At 70.3% G+C, this 16,511-nt stretch carries 13 protein-coding genes; 4 read left to right on the forward strand and 9 right to left on the reverse strand.

Going from position 1 to position 16,511, the window contains the following annotated elements:
• Positions 1-49: 49 nt before the first annotated feature.
• Positions 50-2,194 (forward strand): hypothetical protein, encoded by a 2,145-nt coding sequence (locus ACIP6U_RS08640; RefSeq protein ID WP_401714326.1) that lies wholly within the window; start codon positions 50-52, stop codon positions 2,192-2,194.
• A complete protein-coding gene (locus ACIP6U_RS08645; RefSeq protein WP_401714327.1) occupies positions 2,194-3,741 on the forward strand; it encodes a hypothetical protein in 1,548 nt (515 codons plus the stop codon). The genes ACIP6U_RS08640 and ACIP6U_RS08645 overlap by 1 nt, the downstream gene beginning before the upstream one ends.
• Positions 3,742-3,753: 12 nt before the next feature.
• On the opposite strand, the gene ccsB is transcribed toward ACIP6U_RS08645, so the two are convergent.
• From ccsB to hemL, 7 genes are all read right to left on the reverse strand, one after another.
• Positions 3,754-4,857, reverse strand: a complete 1,104-nt coding sequence (gene ccsB, locus ACIP6U_RS08650; RefSeq protein WP_401714328.1) for a c-type cytochrome biogenesis protein CcsB — start codon at positions 4,855-4,857, stop codon at positions 3,754-3,756.
• Complete coding sequence (locus tag ACIP6U_RS08655; RefSeq protein ID WP_401714329.1) at positions 4,854-6,611, reverse strand: cytochrome c biogenesis protein ResB; 1,758 nt, start codon at positions 6,609-6,611, stop codon at positions 4,854-4,856. Before ACIP6U_RS08655 ends, ccsB begins: the two co-directional genes overlap by 4 nt.
• Positions 6,612-6,614: 3 nt before the next feature.
• Positions 6,615-7,406: a cytochrome c biogenesis CcdA family protein gene (locus ACIP6U_RS08660; RefSeq protein WP_401714330.1), complete on the reverse strand. Its 792-nt coding sequence runs from the start codon at positions 7,404-7,406 to the stop codon at positions 6,615-6,617.
• 1 nt (position 7,407) lies between these two features.
• The gene (locus tag ACIP6U_RS08665) at positions 7,408-8,025 is read right to left on the reverse strand and encodes a TlpA family protein disulfide reductase (protein ID WP_401714331.1); all 618 of its coding nucleotides are present in this window, start codon (positions 8,023-8,025) and stop codon (positions 7,408-7,410) included.
• Positions 8,026-8,102: 77 nt separating this feature from the next.
• On the reverse strand, positions 8,103-9,386 hold the full coding sequence (locus tag ACIP6U_RS08670; RefSeq protein WP_401714332.1) for a hypothetical protein: 1,284 nt from the start codon (positions 9,384-9,386) through the stop codon (positions 8,103-8,105).
• A 156-nt stretch (positions 9,387-9,542) separates the two neighbouring features.
• Positions 9,543-10,241, reverse strand: coding sequence for a histidine phosphatase family protein (locus ACIP6U_RS08675; RefSeq protein WP_401714333.1), 699 nt, complete (start codon positions 10,239-10,241; stop codon positions 9,543-9,545).
• A complete protein-coding gene (hemL, locus tag ACIP6U_RS08680) occupies positions 10,238-11,557 on the reverse strand; it encodes a glutamate-1-semialdehyde 2,1-aminomutase (RefSeq protein ID WP_401714334.1) in 1,320 nt (439 codons plus the stop codon). The genes ACIP6U_RS08675 and hemL overlap by 4 nt, the downstream gene beginning before the upstream one ends.
• Before the next feature lie 573 nt (positions 11,558-12,130).
• Between hemL and ACIP6U_RS08685 the strand changes: the two genes are divergently transcribed.
• Positions 12,131-12,568, forward strand: a complete 438-nt coding sequence (locus ACIP6U_RS08685; RefSeq protein WP_019061278.1) for a hypothetical protein — start codon at positions 12,131-12,133, stop codon at positions 12,566-12,568.
• Between the two features lie 143 nt (positions 12,569-12,711).
• Entirely contained in the window at positions 12,712-13,935 is a 1,224-nt protein-coding gene (locus ACIP6U_RS08690) for an esterase-like activity of phytase family protein (protein ID WP_401714335.1), read from the forward strand.
• A 62-nt stretch (positions 13,936-13,997) separates the two neighbouring features.
• Here the strand turns inward: ACIP6U_RS08690 and ACIP6U_RS08695 are convergent, their stop codons facing one another.
• Together ACIP6U_RS08695 and ACIP6U_RS08700 are read right to left on the reverse strand one after the other, a co-directional pair.
• Entirely contained in the window at positions 13,998-15,155 is a 1,158-nt protein-coding gene (locus ACIP6U_RS08695) for a hypothetical protein (protein ID WP_401714336.1), read from the reverse strand.
• 186 nt (positions 15,156-15,341) lie between these two features.
• Positions 15,342-16,307, reverse strand: a complete 966-nt coding sequence (locus tag ACIP6U_RS08700) for a helix-turn-helix domain-containing protein (RefSeq protein ID WP_401714337.1) — start codon at positions 16,305-16,307, stop codon at positions 15,342-15,344.
• Positions 16,308-16,511: the final 204 nt, after the last annotated feature.

Raw genomic sequence — 16,511 nt, forward strand, 5'->3', positions numbered from 1 at the left:
TCACCCTCCTTACTCTTGAGTTGGGGACACCTCCGGGGGGAGCGGTGCGGTGGGCAGACGGTTGCACGGGCGCGGCGCGCTCTTCGACGCCGATCCGGCCGGTCTCGTTCCGCGGCTCGTGGGTCTGCGCCCGCACCAGCACCGCACCACGCCGTACGAGCATCGGCGCGAGCTCCCGTTCGTCCTGCTCACCGGCGCGCGCGGGCTCGGCAAGACCGCGGTCCTCGACGAGTTACGGGCCGCCTACAAGGGGCACACCCCGGTCGCGCTGATCGACTGCGCGAGCGCCGAGTTCGCGGTGCCCTCGGCCGGGCGGCCCGCCGAGGCCTGGTCGCCGGTGTCGCAGGCGCTGTTGGTGATCGCGGAGCAGCTGGCGGAGCCGGTGACGGGCGCGGGCCGGATCGTCTTCCCACGGCTGATGTCGGGCCTGGTCGCGGTGGCCGCCGGGGGCTGGAGCCACGCCGACTCGGAGCGGATCCGGCGCGAGGTGGAGCGGATCCTGCTGCTGAACGAGGGCGGGTCGTGGATCGCCGGGTTCGCAGGGCGGTGGGCGGGGCGGGTCGCCGCCAACGTGGTCGCCGCCGCGACCGGCACCGGGCCGCTGGTCTCCGCGTCCATCGAGGCGACCCTGGAGTCCATCTCCGACAGCTTCGTGCACCGGCGGCACGCCAAGGCCGCGACCTGGTACCGCGACTATCCGAACGCCTCCGGCAACGCCCGGCGCGGACTCATGCTGCTCTCCGGCCACTTCAGGGCCGGCGGCACCTCCCGCGAGCACGCCGAGCGCCACCTGGTGCGCGCCCTGCTCGCCGACCTCACCGAGGCGTACGCCGGGATGCTGCCGCGGATGCAGCGCCTGGGCCGGCCGCTGGTGCTGCTCGACAACGCACAGTCCGCGCCGGGACCCGGGCTCACCGACGCCGTCCTGCGCGACCGCGCCGACGGCATCGCCGACCAGGTCGTCTTCGTCGGCGCCCTGCGCGGCGACGGCCGCCCCGCCCTGCGCAACGCGGTACGGCGGGCGCTGCCCGAGGTGACCCGGCGCAGCGGCTGGACGCCCGATCCGGCGGCCCCCACCTCCCGGGCGCTACTCGTGGCGCTGCCGCCGCTCAGCCCCGACGACACCCTGCACATCGTCGGCGCGGCCTGCGCGGACCTCCCGTTGCCGCCCCAACTCCCCCACGCCACCCACCGCTTGACCGGCGGCAACCCGCTCGGCATCACCCTGCTCGCCGAGTCGGCCGCGCAGAACCTCCCCGAGGCCGCCTCCCTCGGCGAGTTGCTCACCGCGGACGTCCGCCCGCACGAGGAGAGCGACGGCGCGCCGACGTACCTGGAACTCCTCGACCGGCTCGTCCCCACCGACCGCCGCGAGGAGTTGACGGTGCTGGCCGCCGCCCACGACCACGACTCCGCGGTCGCGCTCGCGCAGGCCCTGCTCCCGGACGACTTCGGCCCGGCGGACATCCGCTCCCTCCAGACCCGGCTCGCCCGGGAGGGACTGCCCGAAGTGCCGGGCCAGTTCGTCGGGGACGCCTTCGTCCGCACCCTGCTGCTGCTCGCCCTGCACCACCGGGACGCGGACCACGGCCAGTGGCGTACGGCGCACGAGACGCTGATCGCGCACTACGCGCCACCCGAGACCGGCGACGACGGCGGTGACGGAGAGGGCGACGGCGGTGACGATCCCGTCCGCGCCCGCTACCGGCTGCACCACGAACTCGCCCTGGGCGACGCCGAGTCGGCGGTCGCCTACCTGCGGGACGCCTTCCCCTCCCTGCCCGCCGCGACCTGGCTGCGCTCCCTGCGCTTCATCGCCTCGGCGCCCTACTTCCACGCGCACGACGCCGACGGCCACGACTTCACCGGCCGGGACGACCGGCGGGCCAACGTGGCGCTCGGCCGCACGGACGCGGGTCATCCACCGCCGGCGGGCGTGGACGGCGTACTGCATCTGCGGGTACGGCGGTTGCTGCACGCCGTGTGGCGGCTGACCGACCCGCTCGCGCTGCCCGATCCGAAGGTGGCCGACCGGCTGCGGTTCGAGCTGGAGCAGCTGTCCAACCTGCGCCCGGCCGGTAACGCGCTGCTGTGGCGGGCCTCGCGGGACTGGGCGGAGGACGCGGCGGCGGGCCGGGCCCTGCGGGTGCCGGACGACGACGAGGCCGATGCCGATGACGAGGGGGTGGCGTGATGGCCGGCGGAGGCTTCGGGAGGTGGCTGCGGGAGGGTGTGTGGGAGATTCCGCTGCGGCGGTATCTGGCGGTGGTGGTGAGCGCCGCGCTGGTGGTGGGCCTGGTCCTCGCCGTCCGCGCGCTCACGCACGACGATCGGGCGTGCGCCCCGGGAGTGGTCCACCCGGAGGACAGCGACGACTGCGTGGGGGTCTCGACGACGGCGTACGACTTCGGGCGGCCCCAACTCCGGGACGCGGTGCGGGCGATCGACCGGGAGAACGACTCGCTCAAGGCGGGCACCTACGTCACTGTCGCGGTGATGCTGCCGTACACGGCGTCCACCCCTTCCACGCTGAGCGACATACAACACGAGTTGCAGGGCGCCTACTTGGCGCAGTGGGAGGCCAATCACGCCGCCAACGGGCAGTCCCCGTCGATCCGGTTGGTGCTCGCCAACCCGGGGGCGACCAGTGATCACTGGAAGCGGTTGGTGGACCAGTTGGAGCCGATGACGAGAAGTGCCGACCGGCTGCGGGCGGTCGCCGGGGTCGGCATGAGTACCGACAACAACAAGAAGGCCGTGGCCGAACTGACCCGGCGGGGCATCCCGGTGGTCGGCTCGTCGATCACCGCGGACGACCTCGCGAACGGGCAGGGCGGCAAGGATCCGTTCCCCGGGCTGGCCCGTGTCTCCCCGACCAACACGGACGAGGCCCGCGCTCTCGCCTCCTTCGCCAAGGTCAGTGCCGGGCGGGCGCTGCTGGTGTACGACAAGCCGGGCGACCCCTACACCCGCACGCTCCAGGCGTCGTTCGCGAAGCTGATCAAGGGTTCGCCCTACGAACCGCAACCGTTCACCCCGCCCGCCGACCGCACCCAGGAGGGCACGACCGCCAACACCTTCCGGCAGATCACCCACCTCGTGTGCGACACCTCGAAGGAGACGGACACGATCCTGTTCGCCGGACGCCACACCCAGCTGCGGCAGTTCATCAACGCGCTGGGCGGACGCGGCTGCCAGGACCGGAAGTTCACGCTGCTGACCGGCGACGAGGGCTCCTACCTGACCGGCGAGAAGGCCCTGGACCGCAGTGCCCTGAGGCACAACCTCTCGGTCCGCTACACCTCCCTCGCCCACCCGGACGCCTGGGCGAAGGACACCGTGAAGACGGGCGGCTCGGCGCGGGACGCCAAGGTGCTGAGCGATCTGCTGGCCAGGAGCGAGCGGGCGCCGATCGGGCCGATCGGCTCGGTCGCCCTGGACGACGGGCAGTTGATCATCGGCTATGACGCCATGACCCTGGTGGTGCACGGCATCCGTGAGGCGACGCCGGACGGGCGGACGGCGCCGCCGCTCGCGGACGTGGGGCTTCAGTGGCCGCAGGTCAAGGGCTCGCTGCGGGTGAGCGGGGCGAGCGGTTGGATCTGCCTGGACGTGCACGGCAACCCGTACGACAAGGCCGTGCCGATCGTGGAACTCACGCCCGAGGGCGACTCACGGTTCGTCAGGATCGCCTGGCCCGAGGGCAAGCCCCCCGGCAAGGAGTGCCTGCCCCCGTCCTGACCGCTCCCCGGCTCACACCCCCGCGTACGAGTGCTTGCCGGAGACGAAGATGTTGACGCCGTAGTAGTTGAACAGCCAGCAGCCGAACGCGATCAGCGCGAGGTACGCGGCCTTGCGGCCCTTCCAGCCGGCCGTGGCGCGGGCGTGCAGGTAGCAGGCGTAGGCGACCCAGGTGATGAACGCCCAGGTCTCCTTGGGGTCCCAGCCCCAGTAGCGGCCCCACGCGGACTCGGCCCAGATCGCGCCCGCGATGATCGTGAACGTCCACAGCGGGAAGACGGCCGCGTTGACGCGGTAGGAGAACTTGTCCAGGGACGAGGACGCGGGCAGCCGCTCCATGACGGAGGTGGCGAAGGTGCCGGGCTTGCCGCCGTTCTCCAGCTTGGTCTCGTAGGAGTCCTTGAAGAGGTAGAGGACCGTGCCGACCGCGCCCACGTAGAACACCGCGCCGCACAGGATGGCGGTGGAGACGTGGATGTACAGCCAGTACGAGTGAAGGGCGGGAACCAACTGGTCGCTGGCGGTGTACAAGACAGTGACGGCGATGCCGAGATCGAGGAGGACCGTCGTGATCAGGAACAGGCCGAGCCAGCGGACGTTCTTCTTCAGCGCGAGCAGCGTGAGGTACACGGCCACGGCGACGGTGGAGAACGTGATGTTGAACTCGTACATGTTGCCCCACGGCGCCCGCTCCACCGAGGCCGCGCGGGCGATCACCCCGGTGAGCTGGATCAGGAACGCGAGCACGGTGAGCGATACGGCGATACGTCCGTAGAGATCGCCCTGCGCGTCCCCGCCGTGCGCCCCGGGCCCGTCCGGCACGTCCCGCGCACCGGCCTCGGAGCGTACGACGACGGTGGGCCGCTCCAGCACGGCGGTGCCGCCGGCCTGTTGCACGGTCACGGCCGGGCGGCCCTTGGCGGCGGCCTTGGCCTCCGGCGTGAGCGCGGCGGCCGTGCGGCCGACCCGGCTGCGGCTGCCGAAGAGCCATTCGGCGATGTACGCGAAGAAGGCCAGGGTGTAGACGGCCATCGCGGAGTAGATCAGCGTGTTGCTGAGGTTCGCGAGGTGTTCGTTGGTCGCGGTGGCCAACTCGGTTCCGGCGGCGAGAGTCACGTCTCAGCCCCTTCGGCAGGTACGGCTTCGGGTTCGGGGGTGGTGGGGTCTTGTCGGTCTGCGGAGTCGGCGACGGCCTTGTCGCCGTCGCCGGACGGGGGCTCGGGCGGGCCCGGCGTCCGGTCGTACAGGATCCCGGCGAGGTCGCCGAGCTCCTCGGGCAGCTTGGCGGACTCGCTGCGGCCGAGGCCGGCCATCTCGACGACGGTGCCGCCGTCGGGGCCCGGCACGGCCCGCACCCAGACCCGGCGGCGCTGGATGAACAGGGAGGCGGCGAGGCCGAAGATCGCGGTGAGGGCGGCGGCGAGCGCCCAGTCGGTGCCGGGCTGCTGGACGACCTGGAAGTTGGCCCACTGCTTGGTGCCCGTGTAGGTGATCGACCCGGCGCCGCCCGGGAGTTGCATGGTCTCGCCGGGCTTCAGGTTCTCCCGGAGCTGGGCGCCCTTGGCGTCCTTGAACTCCTTCACGTGCGACTTGTCGAGCTGGTACACGCTCTGCGGGATACCGGAGTCGATGCCGAGGTCGCCGTGGTACGGCGTCAGGTTCAGCACCGGGTTGTTCAGCGCCGGGAAGGTCGAGGCCGTCTCGTTGCCCTTGGTGTAGGTGGGCAGGAGGAAGGCGGAGACGCCCAGTTGCTCGGTGACGCCCTTGGCGTTCCTGTAGCCGTCGAGGACCTTGATCACACCGGTGGAGGTGACGTTGGAGTCGAGCGGGAGCATGGCCACGGCGTCGTTGTAGACGACCTTGCCCTTGCCGTCGCGGACGGTGATGACGGGGGCGTAGCCGTGGGCGGTGAGGTAGACCTTGGCGTCGCCGATGGTCAGCGGTTCGTTGACCTTGACGAGCGTCTTGCGGTCCTTGCCGTAGGCGCCCTCGCTGTAGGTGATGGCCGCCTGGTAGGTGCGCGGGGTGCCCTTGTTGGGGCCGCTGGTCTCGTAGGTGCCGGTGAACTTGTCCAGGTTGAAGCTGAACGGCACCAGGTCGTCGGAGCTGAAGAGGTTGCCGGACTTGAAGTCGTCGTAGGAGATGAGGGTGTTGGAGAAGCCGTCGCCCTCGACGACGAGTTTGTTGCCCTCGGACTTGAAGAGCTGGCCCCAGGCGAAGGCGGTCAGCATCACGATGAGGGCGACGTGGAAGGCGAGGTTGCCGATCTCGCGCAGATAGCCCTTCTCGGCGGCGACGGCGTCACCGGCGAGGTGGGCGCGGAAGCGGCGCTTCTTCAGCAGGGTGAGCGCGGCCTCGCGGACCTGCTCGGGCTCGGCCTGGGTGTGCCAGGTGGTGTAGGCGGGCAGCCGGGTCAGCCGCTTGGGCGCGCCCGGCGGCCGGCCGCGCAGCTGGCCGACGAACTGCCAGGTGCGCGGGATGATGCAGCCGATGAGGGAGACGAACAGCAGGATGTAGATCGCGGAGAACCACACCGAGCTGTAGACGTGGAAGAGCCCGAGCCGGTCGTAGATCGGCGCGACGAAGGTGTGCGCCTTGCGGAAGTCGGCGACCTTGGTCTCGTCGGTGCCGCTCTGCGGGATCAGCGAGCCGGGGATCGCGCCGAGCGACACCAGCAGGAGCAGCAGCAGCGCGACCCGCATCGAGGTGAGCTGGCGCCAGAACCAGCGGGCCCAGCCGATGACGCCGAGGGAGGGCAGGTTGGGCAGCTCCTCCTTGGGCGCGGTGGACAGCTGGGAGCCGGCGGCGCCGAGGTCCTCGTCGGGGCGCTCGGGGTTCGCGCCGGACCGGGTCTTGGAAGGCGTGCTCATCGATCAGATCCCCACAGTGAAGCCGGCGGACCAGGACTGCATGTCCTGCACGAGGCTGTCCCAGGCGCCGGTGAGCAGCAGCAGACCGGTCACGATCATCATCGTGCCGCCGATCCGCATCACCCAGACATAGTGGCGCTTGACCCAGCCGAAGGCGCCCAGCGCCTTGCGGAAGGCGACCGCGGCGAGCACGAAGGGCACGCCGAGGCCGAGACAGTAGGCGACGGTCAGTATGGCGCCGCGGCCGGCGCTCGACTGCTGCGAGGACAGCGCGAGCACGGAGGCGAGGGTCGGACCGATGCAGGGCGTCCAGCCGATGCCGAACAGCGCGCCGAGCAGCGGGGCGCCGGCCAGACCGGCCACGGGCCGCCGGTGGAAGCGGAACTCGCGCTGGGTCATCCAGGGCATCAGGCCCATGAAGAAGACGCCCATGAGGATCATGAGCGAGCCCAACACCTTCGACAGGACGCCCTTGTTGTCCTGGAGAGTGTCGCCGAAGTAGCCGAACAGGGCGCCGCTGGAGACGAACACGGCGGTGAAGCCGAGGACGAACAGGGAGGCGCCGGCGACCATCCGACCGCGCCGGGCCTCGGCGAGGTCGGTGCCGGTGACGCCGGTGACGTACGACAGATAACCGGGGACCAGCGGCAGGACGCACGGCGAGAAGAAGGAGACGAGCCCGCCCAGCAGGGCGACGGGCAGGGCGACGAGGAGGGCGCCGTTGAGCACCGTGCCGTTGTATCCGGTCGCGGCGAGCGTGGTGACCGCGCTCGCGCCCGAGGTGACCGCGCTCACGTCACTTCTCCGCGAGGACCGGGGCGATCATCTTGCGCAGCTTGTCCTCGCTGAGCGCGGCCAGCGAGCGGGCGGCGATCTTCCCTTCCCGGTCCAGGATGAGCGTGGTGGGGATGGCCTGCGGGTTGAGGGTGCCCTTCTTGAAGCGGAGCATCAGCTTGCCCGTCGGGTCGTACAGGCTGGGGAAGGTGATGCCGTGCTGCTTCTCGAAGGCGATGGCGTTGGAGGTCGAGGGGTCGCGGGTGTTGATGCCGACGAAGGCGACGCCCTTGGTCTGGAGGTCCTGGTAGACCTTCTCCAGGTTCGGCGCCTCGGCACGACAGGGGGCACACCAGGAGCCCCACAGGTTCAGTACGACGATCTTGCCCTTGTAGGAGGCGACGTCGAGCTGCTTGCCGTCGACGGTCTTGCCGGATAGGTCGGGCGCGTCGGCCCGCTTGCCCTGCTCGGCGGTGGAGATGCCGTCCTTGCCCATGACGAAGTTGGTGTCACCGCCTCCGCCGGAGGTGCCGCCGGAACCGCACGCGGACAGGGTCAGCGCGGCAGCTGCGGCCACAGCGCCGATCGCGGTGGCACGGCTACGGTTCGAGCACTGGGGGACGCGGCTGGCGGCACTCATGTGAAAAGTTTCGCATGCCCGTTCTGGGGATCTTGCCCACCCCCCTCACAGGCGCCTTGCGGGCGGAAACCCGCATTTCAGGCGGCCTTGTTCGAGGACGGGGTGCCCGAGGGAGCGGTGATGAAGTTCTTCCAGCCACTGGCCGGCGCCTGCCCGACATCGAGAGTGCGCAGCTGCTCCAGCACCTCCGGCTTCTGCACGTCCATCCAGTCGGCGAACTGCCGGAAGGAGACCATGCGTACGTCCTCGCCCTTCTCCTTCTCCCGGGCGATGTGCTTGAACGCCTCCTCGACGGCGTCCATGTAGATGCCGCCGTTCCACTGCTCGAAGTGGTTGCCGATGAAGAAGGGCGCGCGGTTGCTCTCGTAGGCCCGCTTGAAGCCCGATATGTACGCCTGCGCGGCCTGGGTGCGCCAGCCCGGGTAGTTGTAGGCGGGCGCGTTGGTCGAGTTGACGGACTGGTTGGCGAGCATGTTGTAGTCCATCGACAGGACCTCGAAGCTGTGCCCGGGGAACGGGACGGCCTGCAACGGGAGGTCCCAGACGCCCTGCTTCTTCTGCGGCCAGACCTGGCGGCCGCCGGGCGAGGAGGCGTCGTAGCGCCAGCCGAGTGCCTTGGCGGTGGGCAGCAGGTTGTCCTGACCGAGCAGACAGGGCGTACGACCGCCGACGAGCTCCTTCTCGTAGTCGAAGGGCAGGCTCGGCAGGTCGGTCCACCCGCTGTTGGTGCGCCACTCCTTCACGAACGACTTCGCCTGGTCTATCTCGCTCTTCCACTGCTGGGGCGTCCAGTTGCCGACGGTGCCGTTGCCGCCGCAGAAGTGGCCGTTGAAGTGGGTGCCGATCTCGTTCCCTTCGAGCCAGGCGCGGCGGACGTTGGTCAGCGTGGCCTTGACGTGCTCGTCGGTGAGGTAGCCGATGTCGGAGGCGCCCTGCGGGTTGTTCGGCGGGTTGTAGAGACGCTTCTTCGACTCGGGCAGCAGATACAGGCCGGAGAGGAAGAAGGTCATCGACGCGCCGTGCTGCTTGGCGAGGTCGAGGAAGCGCGGGAAGAGGCCGTTGCCGACCTCGCCGGCGCCGTCCCAGGAGAAGATCACGAACTGGGGCGGGGTCTGGCCGGGCTCCAACGGCTCGGGCTTGGCCGGCTGGTGGGGCTGCTTGCCGGTGAAGGAGGTCGAGCCGTCACCGAGAGGGCGGACGGGGTGGGTCGTCGGCTTCTTGGTGCCGCTGTTCTTGGTCCCGCCGGCACCGCCGGAGGGACTGAAGGGGTCCGACGTCACCGAGCCGCATCCCGCGAGTCCCAGTGTGGCCACCGCGCCCGCACCGACCCCGAGCATTCCCCGTCGCGTGAGATTCGACATTGCTTCCCCATCCGTCGCGTCCTCTGTGGTCAACCTGTGAGAGGACGCGTCGGACGGGAAAGTTCGGAGTGGACGATCCGCGTTCCGAAACAAATGTCACGGGCGTGTGATGGAACGCAAAGGGCATTCCGTACGTACCCGGGTCGCGGTGAGGGTTCAGGCGCCGAAGGCCTTGCTCTTCCCCTTCACCGGCTTGGCGCCGGCCAGGAGATGGGCCGGGACGAGGTCGCGGGCCGGCTCGCTGTAGCCGACGGACACGATCTTGTCGCCCTGGTAGGTGAAGGTCGTCAGCGAGGCGAGCGTGCACTGCCGCTTGCGCGGGTCGTGCCACAACCGCCGCTTCTCGACGTACGACCGCACGATCCAGATCGGCAGCTGGTGGCTGACGACGACGGCCTCGTGCCCGCGCGCCCGGTCCTTGGCGGCGTCCAGCGCGCCCATCATCCGCACCACCTGGTCGACGTAGGGCTCACCCCACGACGGCCGGAACGGGTTGACCAGGTGCTTCCAGTTCTCGGGCTTGCGCAGCGCCCCGTCCCCGACCCCGAACGTCTTGCCCTGGAAGACGTTGTCGGCCTCGATGAGCCGCTCGTCGGTCGCGAGGTCGAGCCCGTGCGCCTTGGCGATCGGCGTCGCCGTCTCCTGCGCCCGCTCCAGCGGCGAGGCGACGACGTACGTCACATCGCGCGGCGCGAGATGCTCGGCGACCCGGTCGGCCATCTGCCGCCCGAGCTCGGACAGGTGGTACCCGGGCAGCCGCCCGTAGAGCACCCCGTCGGGGTTGGCGACCTCGCCGTGCCGCATCAGGTGTACGACGGTGAGGTCGCTGCCGGCCGTGTTGTTGCTGTCGCTCATGCTGAGGTGGCCTCCGCCGCCGCTCGGGCCGCCGCCGGGAGGGCGTCGGCGATGCGCTGCACGGCTCGCTCGTCGTGGGCCGTGGACACGAACCAGGACTCGAAGGACGAGGGCGGCAGATAGACGCCCTGCGCCAGCATCGAGTGGAAGAAGGCGGTGAAGCGGAAGGACTCCTGCGCCTTGGCGTCCTCGTAGTCGCGCACCGAACGGTCCACGAAGAAGACGGAGAACATGTTGGAGGCGTTCTGCACGCGGTGCGCGACGCCTTCCTTGCTGAGCGCCTCGGTCACGAGCGCCTGGATCTGCTCGGACACGGCGTCGACCTTGACGTAGGCCGCGTCGTCGAGGAGCCGCAACTGCGCGAGGCCGGCCGCGGTGGCGACGGGATTTCCGGAGAGGGTGCCGGCCTGGTAGACGGGCCCGGCGGGCGCGAGCCGCGCCATGACGTCCTCCCGCCCTCCGAAGGCGGCGGCGGGAAACCCACCGCCCATCACCTTCCCGAAGGTCATGAGATCGGGCCGGACACCGTCGATCCCGAACCACCCGCTCCGACTGGTCCGGAACCCGGTCATGACCTCGTCGGAGATGAACAGCGCGCCGTTCTTCGCGCACGCGTCCTTCAGCCCCTGGTTGAAGCCGGGCTTCGGCGGGACGACGCCCATGTTGCCGGGCGAGGCCTCGGTGATCACACAGGCGATCTCGCCGGGGTGCCGGTGGAAGGCCTCGTTGACGGCTTCGAGGTCGTTGTACGGCAGCACGATGGTGTCGGCGGCCTGGGCACCGGTGACGCCGGGGGTGTCGGGCAGGGCGAAGGTCGCGACCCCGCTCCCGGCCGCGGCGAGCAGCGAGTCGACGTGACCGTGGTAACACCCGGCGAACTTGATGACCTTGGCCCGCTGGGTGAACCCGCGAGCGAGCCGGATGGCGCTCATGGTCGCCTCGGTCCCGCTGCTCACGAGACGGACCTGCTCCACCGGCTCCACCCGGGCGACGATCTCCTCGGCGAGCGCGACCTCGCCCTCACCGGGCGTGCCGAAGGAGGTGCCGCGCGAGACGGCCCGCTGCACGGCGGCGATCACCTCGGGGTGCGAGTGCCCGAGGATCATGGGCCCCCAGGAGCACACGAGGTCGACGTACTCCCGCCCGTCCGCGTCCGTCAGGTACGGACCGGTACCGGACACCATGAACCGGGGCGTGCCGCCGACGGCGCGGAAGGCGCGCACCGGCGAGTTCACGCCGCCCGGTGTGACGACGGCCGCACGGTCGAACAGGGCCTGTGAGACAGGCGCTTCGTATGAATAGGGCAGTTCGCTCATGACCTGCGACTTCTCCGACCTTCTCCGTCTTTCTCCGACTTCACGGACTCCGCTTGCCTGTGGCCTCCTCAGGGTAGGCCAGGGGGCGTGGGGCCTCGGGGGCGCGCCCGCGCACCGCAGGCCAGGCCACCTGATCGACGATCCGGTCCGCCACCCTTGGGCCACTATTCGGCCATCGGCCGACCATGCCCCGACCATCGGCAGGCCACCGCCCCCGGACCATCTGCGAGACTGGAACGTGATACACACAGCTCACAGATGCCATCGTGTACGGGGGCTGCGAAGATCCTGCGGACAGGTGTTTCAACGCACGTTTCGGCGAGCGGCCGTGGGGGAGGTCACTGACACGATGATCGGGTTGCGCGGCGGGGGCCACGCGTCCTAGAAAAGCAGTCGGGTGGAGATATGCATCGCGGTGGCGGACTGGGCGAGGGGACCGACGACCTGGGTCCTCGACGTGCCCGAGGGGGAAAGCACCGACGCGAGGCGGAGGATTCGAACGAAGCACGTCTGCCGGACGCACGTCAGGCACACAGTGAGCGCCTCAGGGCGGGGAGCAGGAATGGTGGTCGGGTGGGGGTGACGTACAAGTACTTCGGCGCGCCGGACGGTGCGACCGCGGCCCGTGTCCCGATCTCGATGCGCCCCGAGGAACTGGGCGGCGACGAGCTCGGGATGAACGGCATGTTCACCAAGATCAAGCCGGAGACGATGGCGGCGATGGTCCTGACCGGCATCGAGGGCGTCCCCCTCAACAAGGTGCCGCCGCTGGAACTGGTCGTCCTCCACCCCGACTACGCCGTGGTCAAACTCCCGATGACCGTCGTCGACCCGCTGCGCGGCATAGGCGAGGAAGCGGTCGGCGCGGCGGCCTTCATCTGGTCGACGGTCCCGGACCGGGGCGGTCCGCGGGACGCGTTCAACGTGTACCAACTGCTGCACGAATGGCAGGACTTCAGCCACCGCCTGCACGAGGCGGGGCATCAGCCGTACTGCTTGGTGTGGCCCTGAGCGAGGGTTTTTCGGTTGTAGCGGGCGGGGTCTTCGGGCCTCGCCCTTTTGGTGCCGTCGAGAACACGTGAACCGGAGCCGGGGCACTGACCGGTCGCCCGCCGTTGGCGCCCCCGTCACCCTGTATCCCTACTGTGCGCGCCATGAGAAGACTTTCGATCATGGTCACCGCCACGGCGCTGACCCTCGGCCTCGCCTCCCCCGCGATGGCTGACCGAGAGCCCACGGAGCATGACCGGGCCACGTACGGCCGGCCCACATACGGCCAGGCCACCCTGACCGGCTTCGCCTCCCTGCCCGCGGCGACCTTCGTACCGGGCAGCGAGCCGTCCGGCTCCGCCATCGGCACGGGCCCGTTCAACGGGGTCACGGCGCCGTTCGCCCACCAGCCCGTGCAGGGCTTCAGCGGTGCCGTGAACCGGCACGACGGCACCTACGACGTGCTGTCCGACAACGGCTACGGCAACAAGGCCAACAGCGCCGACTTCCTGCTCCGGGTCCACCGCGTCAAGCCGGACACCCGCACCGGCAAGGTCACCGTGGTCGGCGGGTTCGACCTGAGCGACCCGGACCACCGCGTCGCGTTCCCGCTGACGCGGGCCGACCGGGTGCTCACCGGCGCCGACTTCGACGTCGAGTCGATCGTGCGGACCGCCGACGGCACGTACTGGACGGGAGACGAGTTCGGCCCCTTCCTGCTGCACTTCTCCAAGTCCGGCCGCCTGCTCCAGGCGCCGATCCCGCTGGCGGGCGTACAGGCGCCGGAGAACCCGTACCTGAACGGCGCCCAGCCCACCCTCAACAGCAGCAAGGGTTTCGAGGGCCTGGTCCGAGGCGTCGACGGCCGTCACCTCTACCCGCTCACCGAGGGCACGGTCGTCGGCGACACCCCCGGTGACCTGCGCTTCAGCGAGTTCGACGTACGCAAGGGCAGCTACACCGGCAAGCGCTTCGTGTACCGCCTGGAGTCCACCGACAATGCGATCGGCGACGCCATAGCCGTCGACAAGCAGCGCTTCCTGGTCATCGAGCGCGACGGCGGACAGGGCGACACCGCCAAGTTCAAGCGGCTCTACCTGGTCGACACCCGTGACCGCGACGGCGACGGAGTGGTCGACAAGACCCTGGTCGCCGACCTGCTGAACCTCGCCAACCCCAAGGGCCTGGGCGGTTTCGGTACGACGTTCCGCTTCCCGTTCCAGACGATCGAGGACGTCGTCCTCCTCGACGACCGCACGCTGGCCGTCCTGAACGACAACAACTTCCCGTTCTCCTCGGCCCGCACGCCAGGACAGCCGGACAACGACGAGTTCATCACCATCCGCCTGTCGGCACCGCTGCACGCGGACGGGAGGGCGCTGCGCTGACGGGGGCGCCGATGAGGACGGCTGCGCCGTAGGAAGTGGTCGGCGCCGTTCTGCGCACACGATCAGACGGACGACTCCTGACCGTCGATGAGTTGCTGAATCGCGGAGAGGATTTCCTCGACGGCGGTGGGCTCGGCGGCGAGGGCGGTCAGCAGGACGGACGGCCAGCCGTTGTAGCCCTTCGCCGGCAGCGCCTCCAGCCTCTCCGCCAGGCCGGGGAGCGTCGGCAGGGACGCGGCGAACGCCGCCGCCCGCTCATGACCGAGGTGATAGGTGATCGAGCCGAAGGCGAAGGAGAGGTCGTCCTTCGCCGGGTCCTCGCGCAGGGAGAGCGTCGCGACCGGTACGTCCCGTCCGGAGACGCGGTAATAGATGCGCATGCTCCGGTACTTGGCCGTACCGCACTCCAGCCGTCCCGCGGCCGCCGCGTGATCGAGCAGGGCGGTCGCGGTCCGCCGTACGTCCGGGTCGGGGCGCGACGCGATCGCCTCGTCCATGTCGGCGCGGGTGGTCCGCTGCGTGGTGCGCTGGCCCGAGGGGGACTTCGCCGCGGTGGCGACCTCGCCGTGCACGCGGGGGACGAGGACGCGGAGGTCGCCGCCACCGCGGTACTGGGTCAACTCGACCGCGTACACCTCGGTCTGCCGCAGCTGCCGGTTCAGAAATTCGACGATCGCCCGCAGCTCCAGCGGAATCTGGTCGGCGACGAACAGCAGCCGCATCTGCCCGGCGGCCAGCCGCTCCTCGACCGTCGTCCAGAACTCCTCCGCGGACCGGTCGCCCTGGTCGCCGAGGAGTTCCCCGTACGCCTCCGCCGGCGACCGGCCGTCCTTGGCGCAGGTGTCCTCGAAGGAACGCCGGAGCAGTGCGGCCGGCCAGTAACGGGCGGCGTTCGCCGCGTAGTCGAGCATCTGGCCGACGACCGCGCGCCGGATGCGGGTGTCCGTGGCCCGCTTGACCTCGACCAGGGTCGGTACGCCGTCGGCGTCGACGAAGAGATGATCCAGCCAGTACGCCGGGGCACTGTCCGTGCCCGTCGGCACCCCCATCTCCCGGGCCACCAGCACCAACCGCAGCGGTCGGCCATCGGCCAGCGAGCCGAAGTCCAGCACCCGTGGATGACGCGCGAGCAGCTCCTGGAACTCCGCCTCGGTCTCGAACTCAGCCCGCTCCAGGGCCTGTAGTTCGTCGCCCAGGACGAATACCGGCTGGTTTGTCATGTGCTCCCGCCCCCGTGATCCGACTTCCACGATCATTGATCGTTTTCCACGCCCATTGACCCGATTGACCCAATTGACCCGGTCGATACGGGACGCTACCGGCAACGGCCCCCTGCTTCCCGCCACTTGACGGTTGCCGGTCGCATTGGCGGTACGTCGTGGAACTGGGCGGCGCCGGCCGACGTGTCAGCCCCCGCCACTCCTGCCCTGCCACTCCCGCGGGGACATCCCGTACGCCGCCCGGAACACCCGGCTGAAGTGCGCGGGGTTGGCGAAGCCCCAGCGGTGGGCGACGGCGGTCACGGTCGGGCTCATTCGGCCGGGGCGGCTCAGTTCGCGCCGGCATTCCTCCAGGCGGCGGTGCTGGATCCAGCGGCTGACGGTGGGGCCTTCGTCCTGGAAGAGCCGGTGCAGGTAGCGGACGGAGATGCGGTGGGCAGCGGCGATCGACTCCGGCGAGAGGTCGGGATCGGCGAGGTGGTGGTCGATGTAGGCCCGGATCCGCACCAGCAGGGCACGGTGGGCGGCGTCCGTATCGGCGGTGTCCCGGCCGAGGTGCTCGGCGATGAGGGTGGTGAGCAGGTCCACGGCGTTGCGCGCGAGCATGTCGCCGACCGGGGGGCGGCAGGAGGTGGCTCCGGCGGCGAGACCGGCCAGGAAGGGGGCCACCAGGGCGGCCGGTCCCTCGTCGCCGCGGAGGGTGATGCCGGTGATGCGCCGCAGGTCGGACTCCCGGAGTCCGAGCGCCTGTCGCGGCAGCTGGAAGACCTTCATCTGGAAGCGGTCGGGGAAGCTCAGCGTGTACGGCCGGGTCGTGTCGTAGAAGGCGAAGTCACCCGGCCGCAGAACGGCGTCCCGGCCGTCCTGGGTGATGACGGCGGGGCCGTACCCCTGCAGGCCGATGAGCATGTACTCGGCGCTGTCCCGGGCGATCAGCCGCGGAGTACGGAAGACCCGCTCCGGGTCGGCGTCCACGGTGGAGATCTGGAGGTGGCCGAGGCGGTCGGTCCTGACCGCTCCGGAGAAGGGCGCGTCCGCGGGGTCCTTCGGGGTGGAGACGTCCAGGGGCACGAACGTGCGCCAGACGGCATCGTGCCAGTAGGCCCGCCGCTCGCCCGCGGGCACGGAGTCCGTGGAAAGGACAAGGCTCACGGCGCCTCCTCCACCGGATGACCGATGTGCTCGTCCTATATAGCCTCGCCCAGCGCTTCTCCGAGGTCACGTGCGCGTATCGGTTTTGTGACCCACCGGCCCGCGAACCTACGACCCCGGATCCCGCGAACCCGCGAGTTCCCTCTCGGGCAAGTTCCGGTGCGCCGGCGGTCAAGTCGCGGCCGCCGGGCGGCCCACGCTTCG

Source organism: Streptomyces sp. NPDC088794 (assembly GCF_044750545.1).
Classification (GTDB): Bacteria; Actinomycetota; Actinomycetes; order Streptomycetales; family Streptomycetaceae; genus Streptomyces.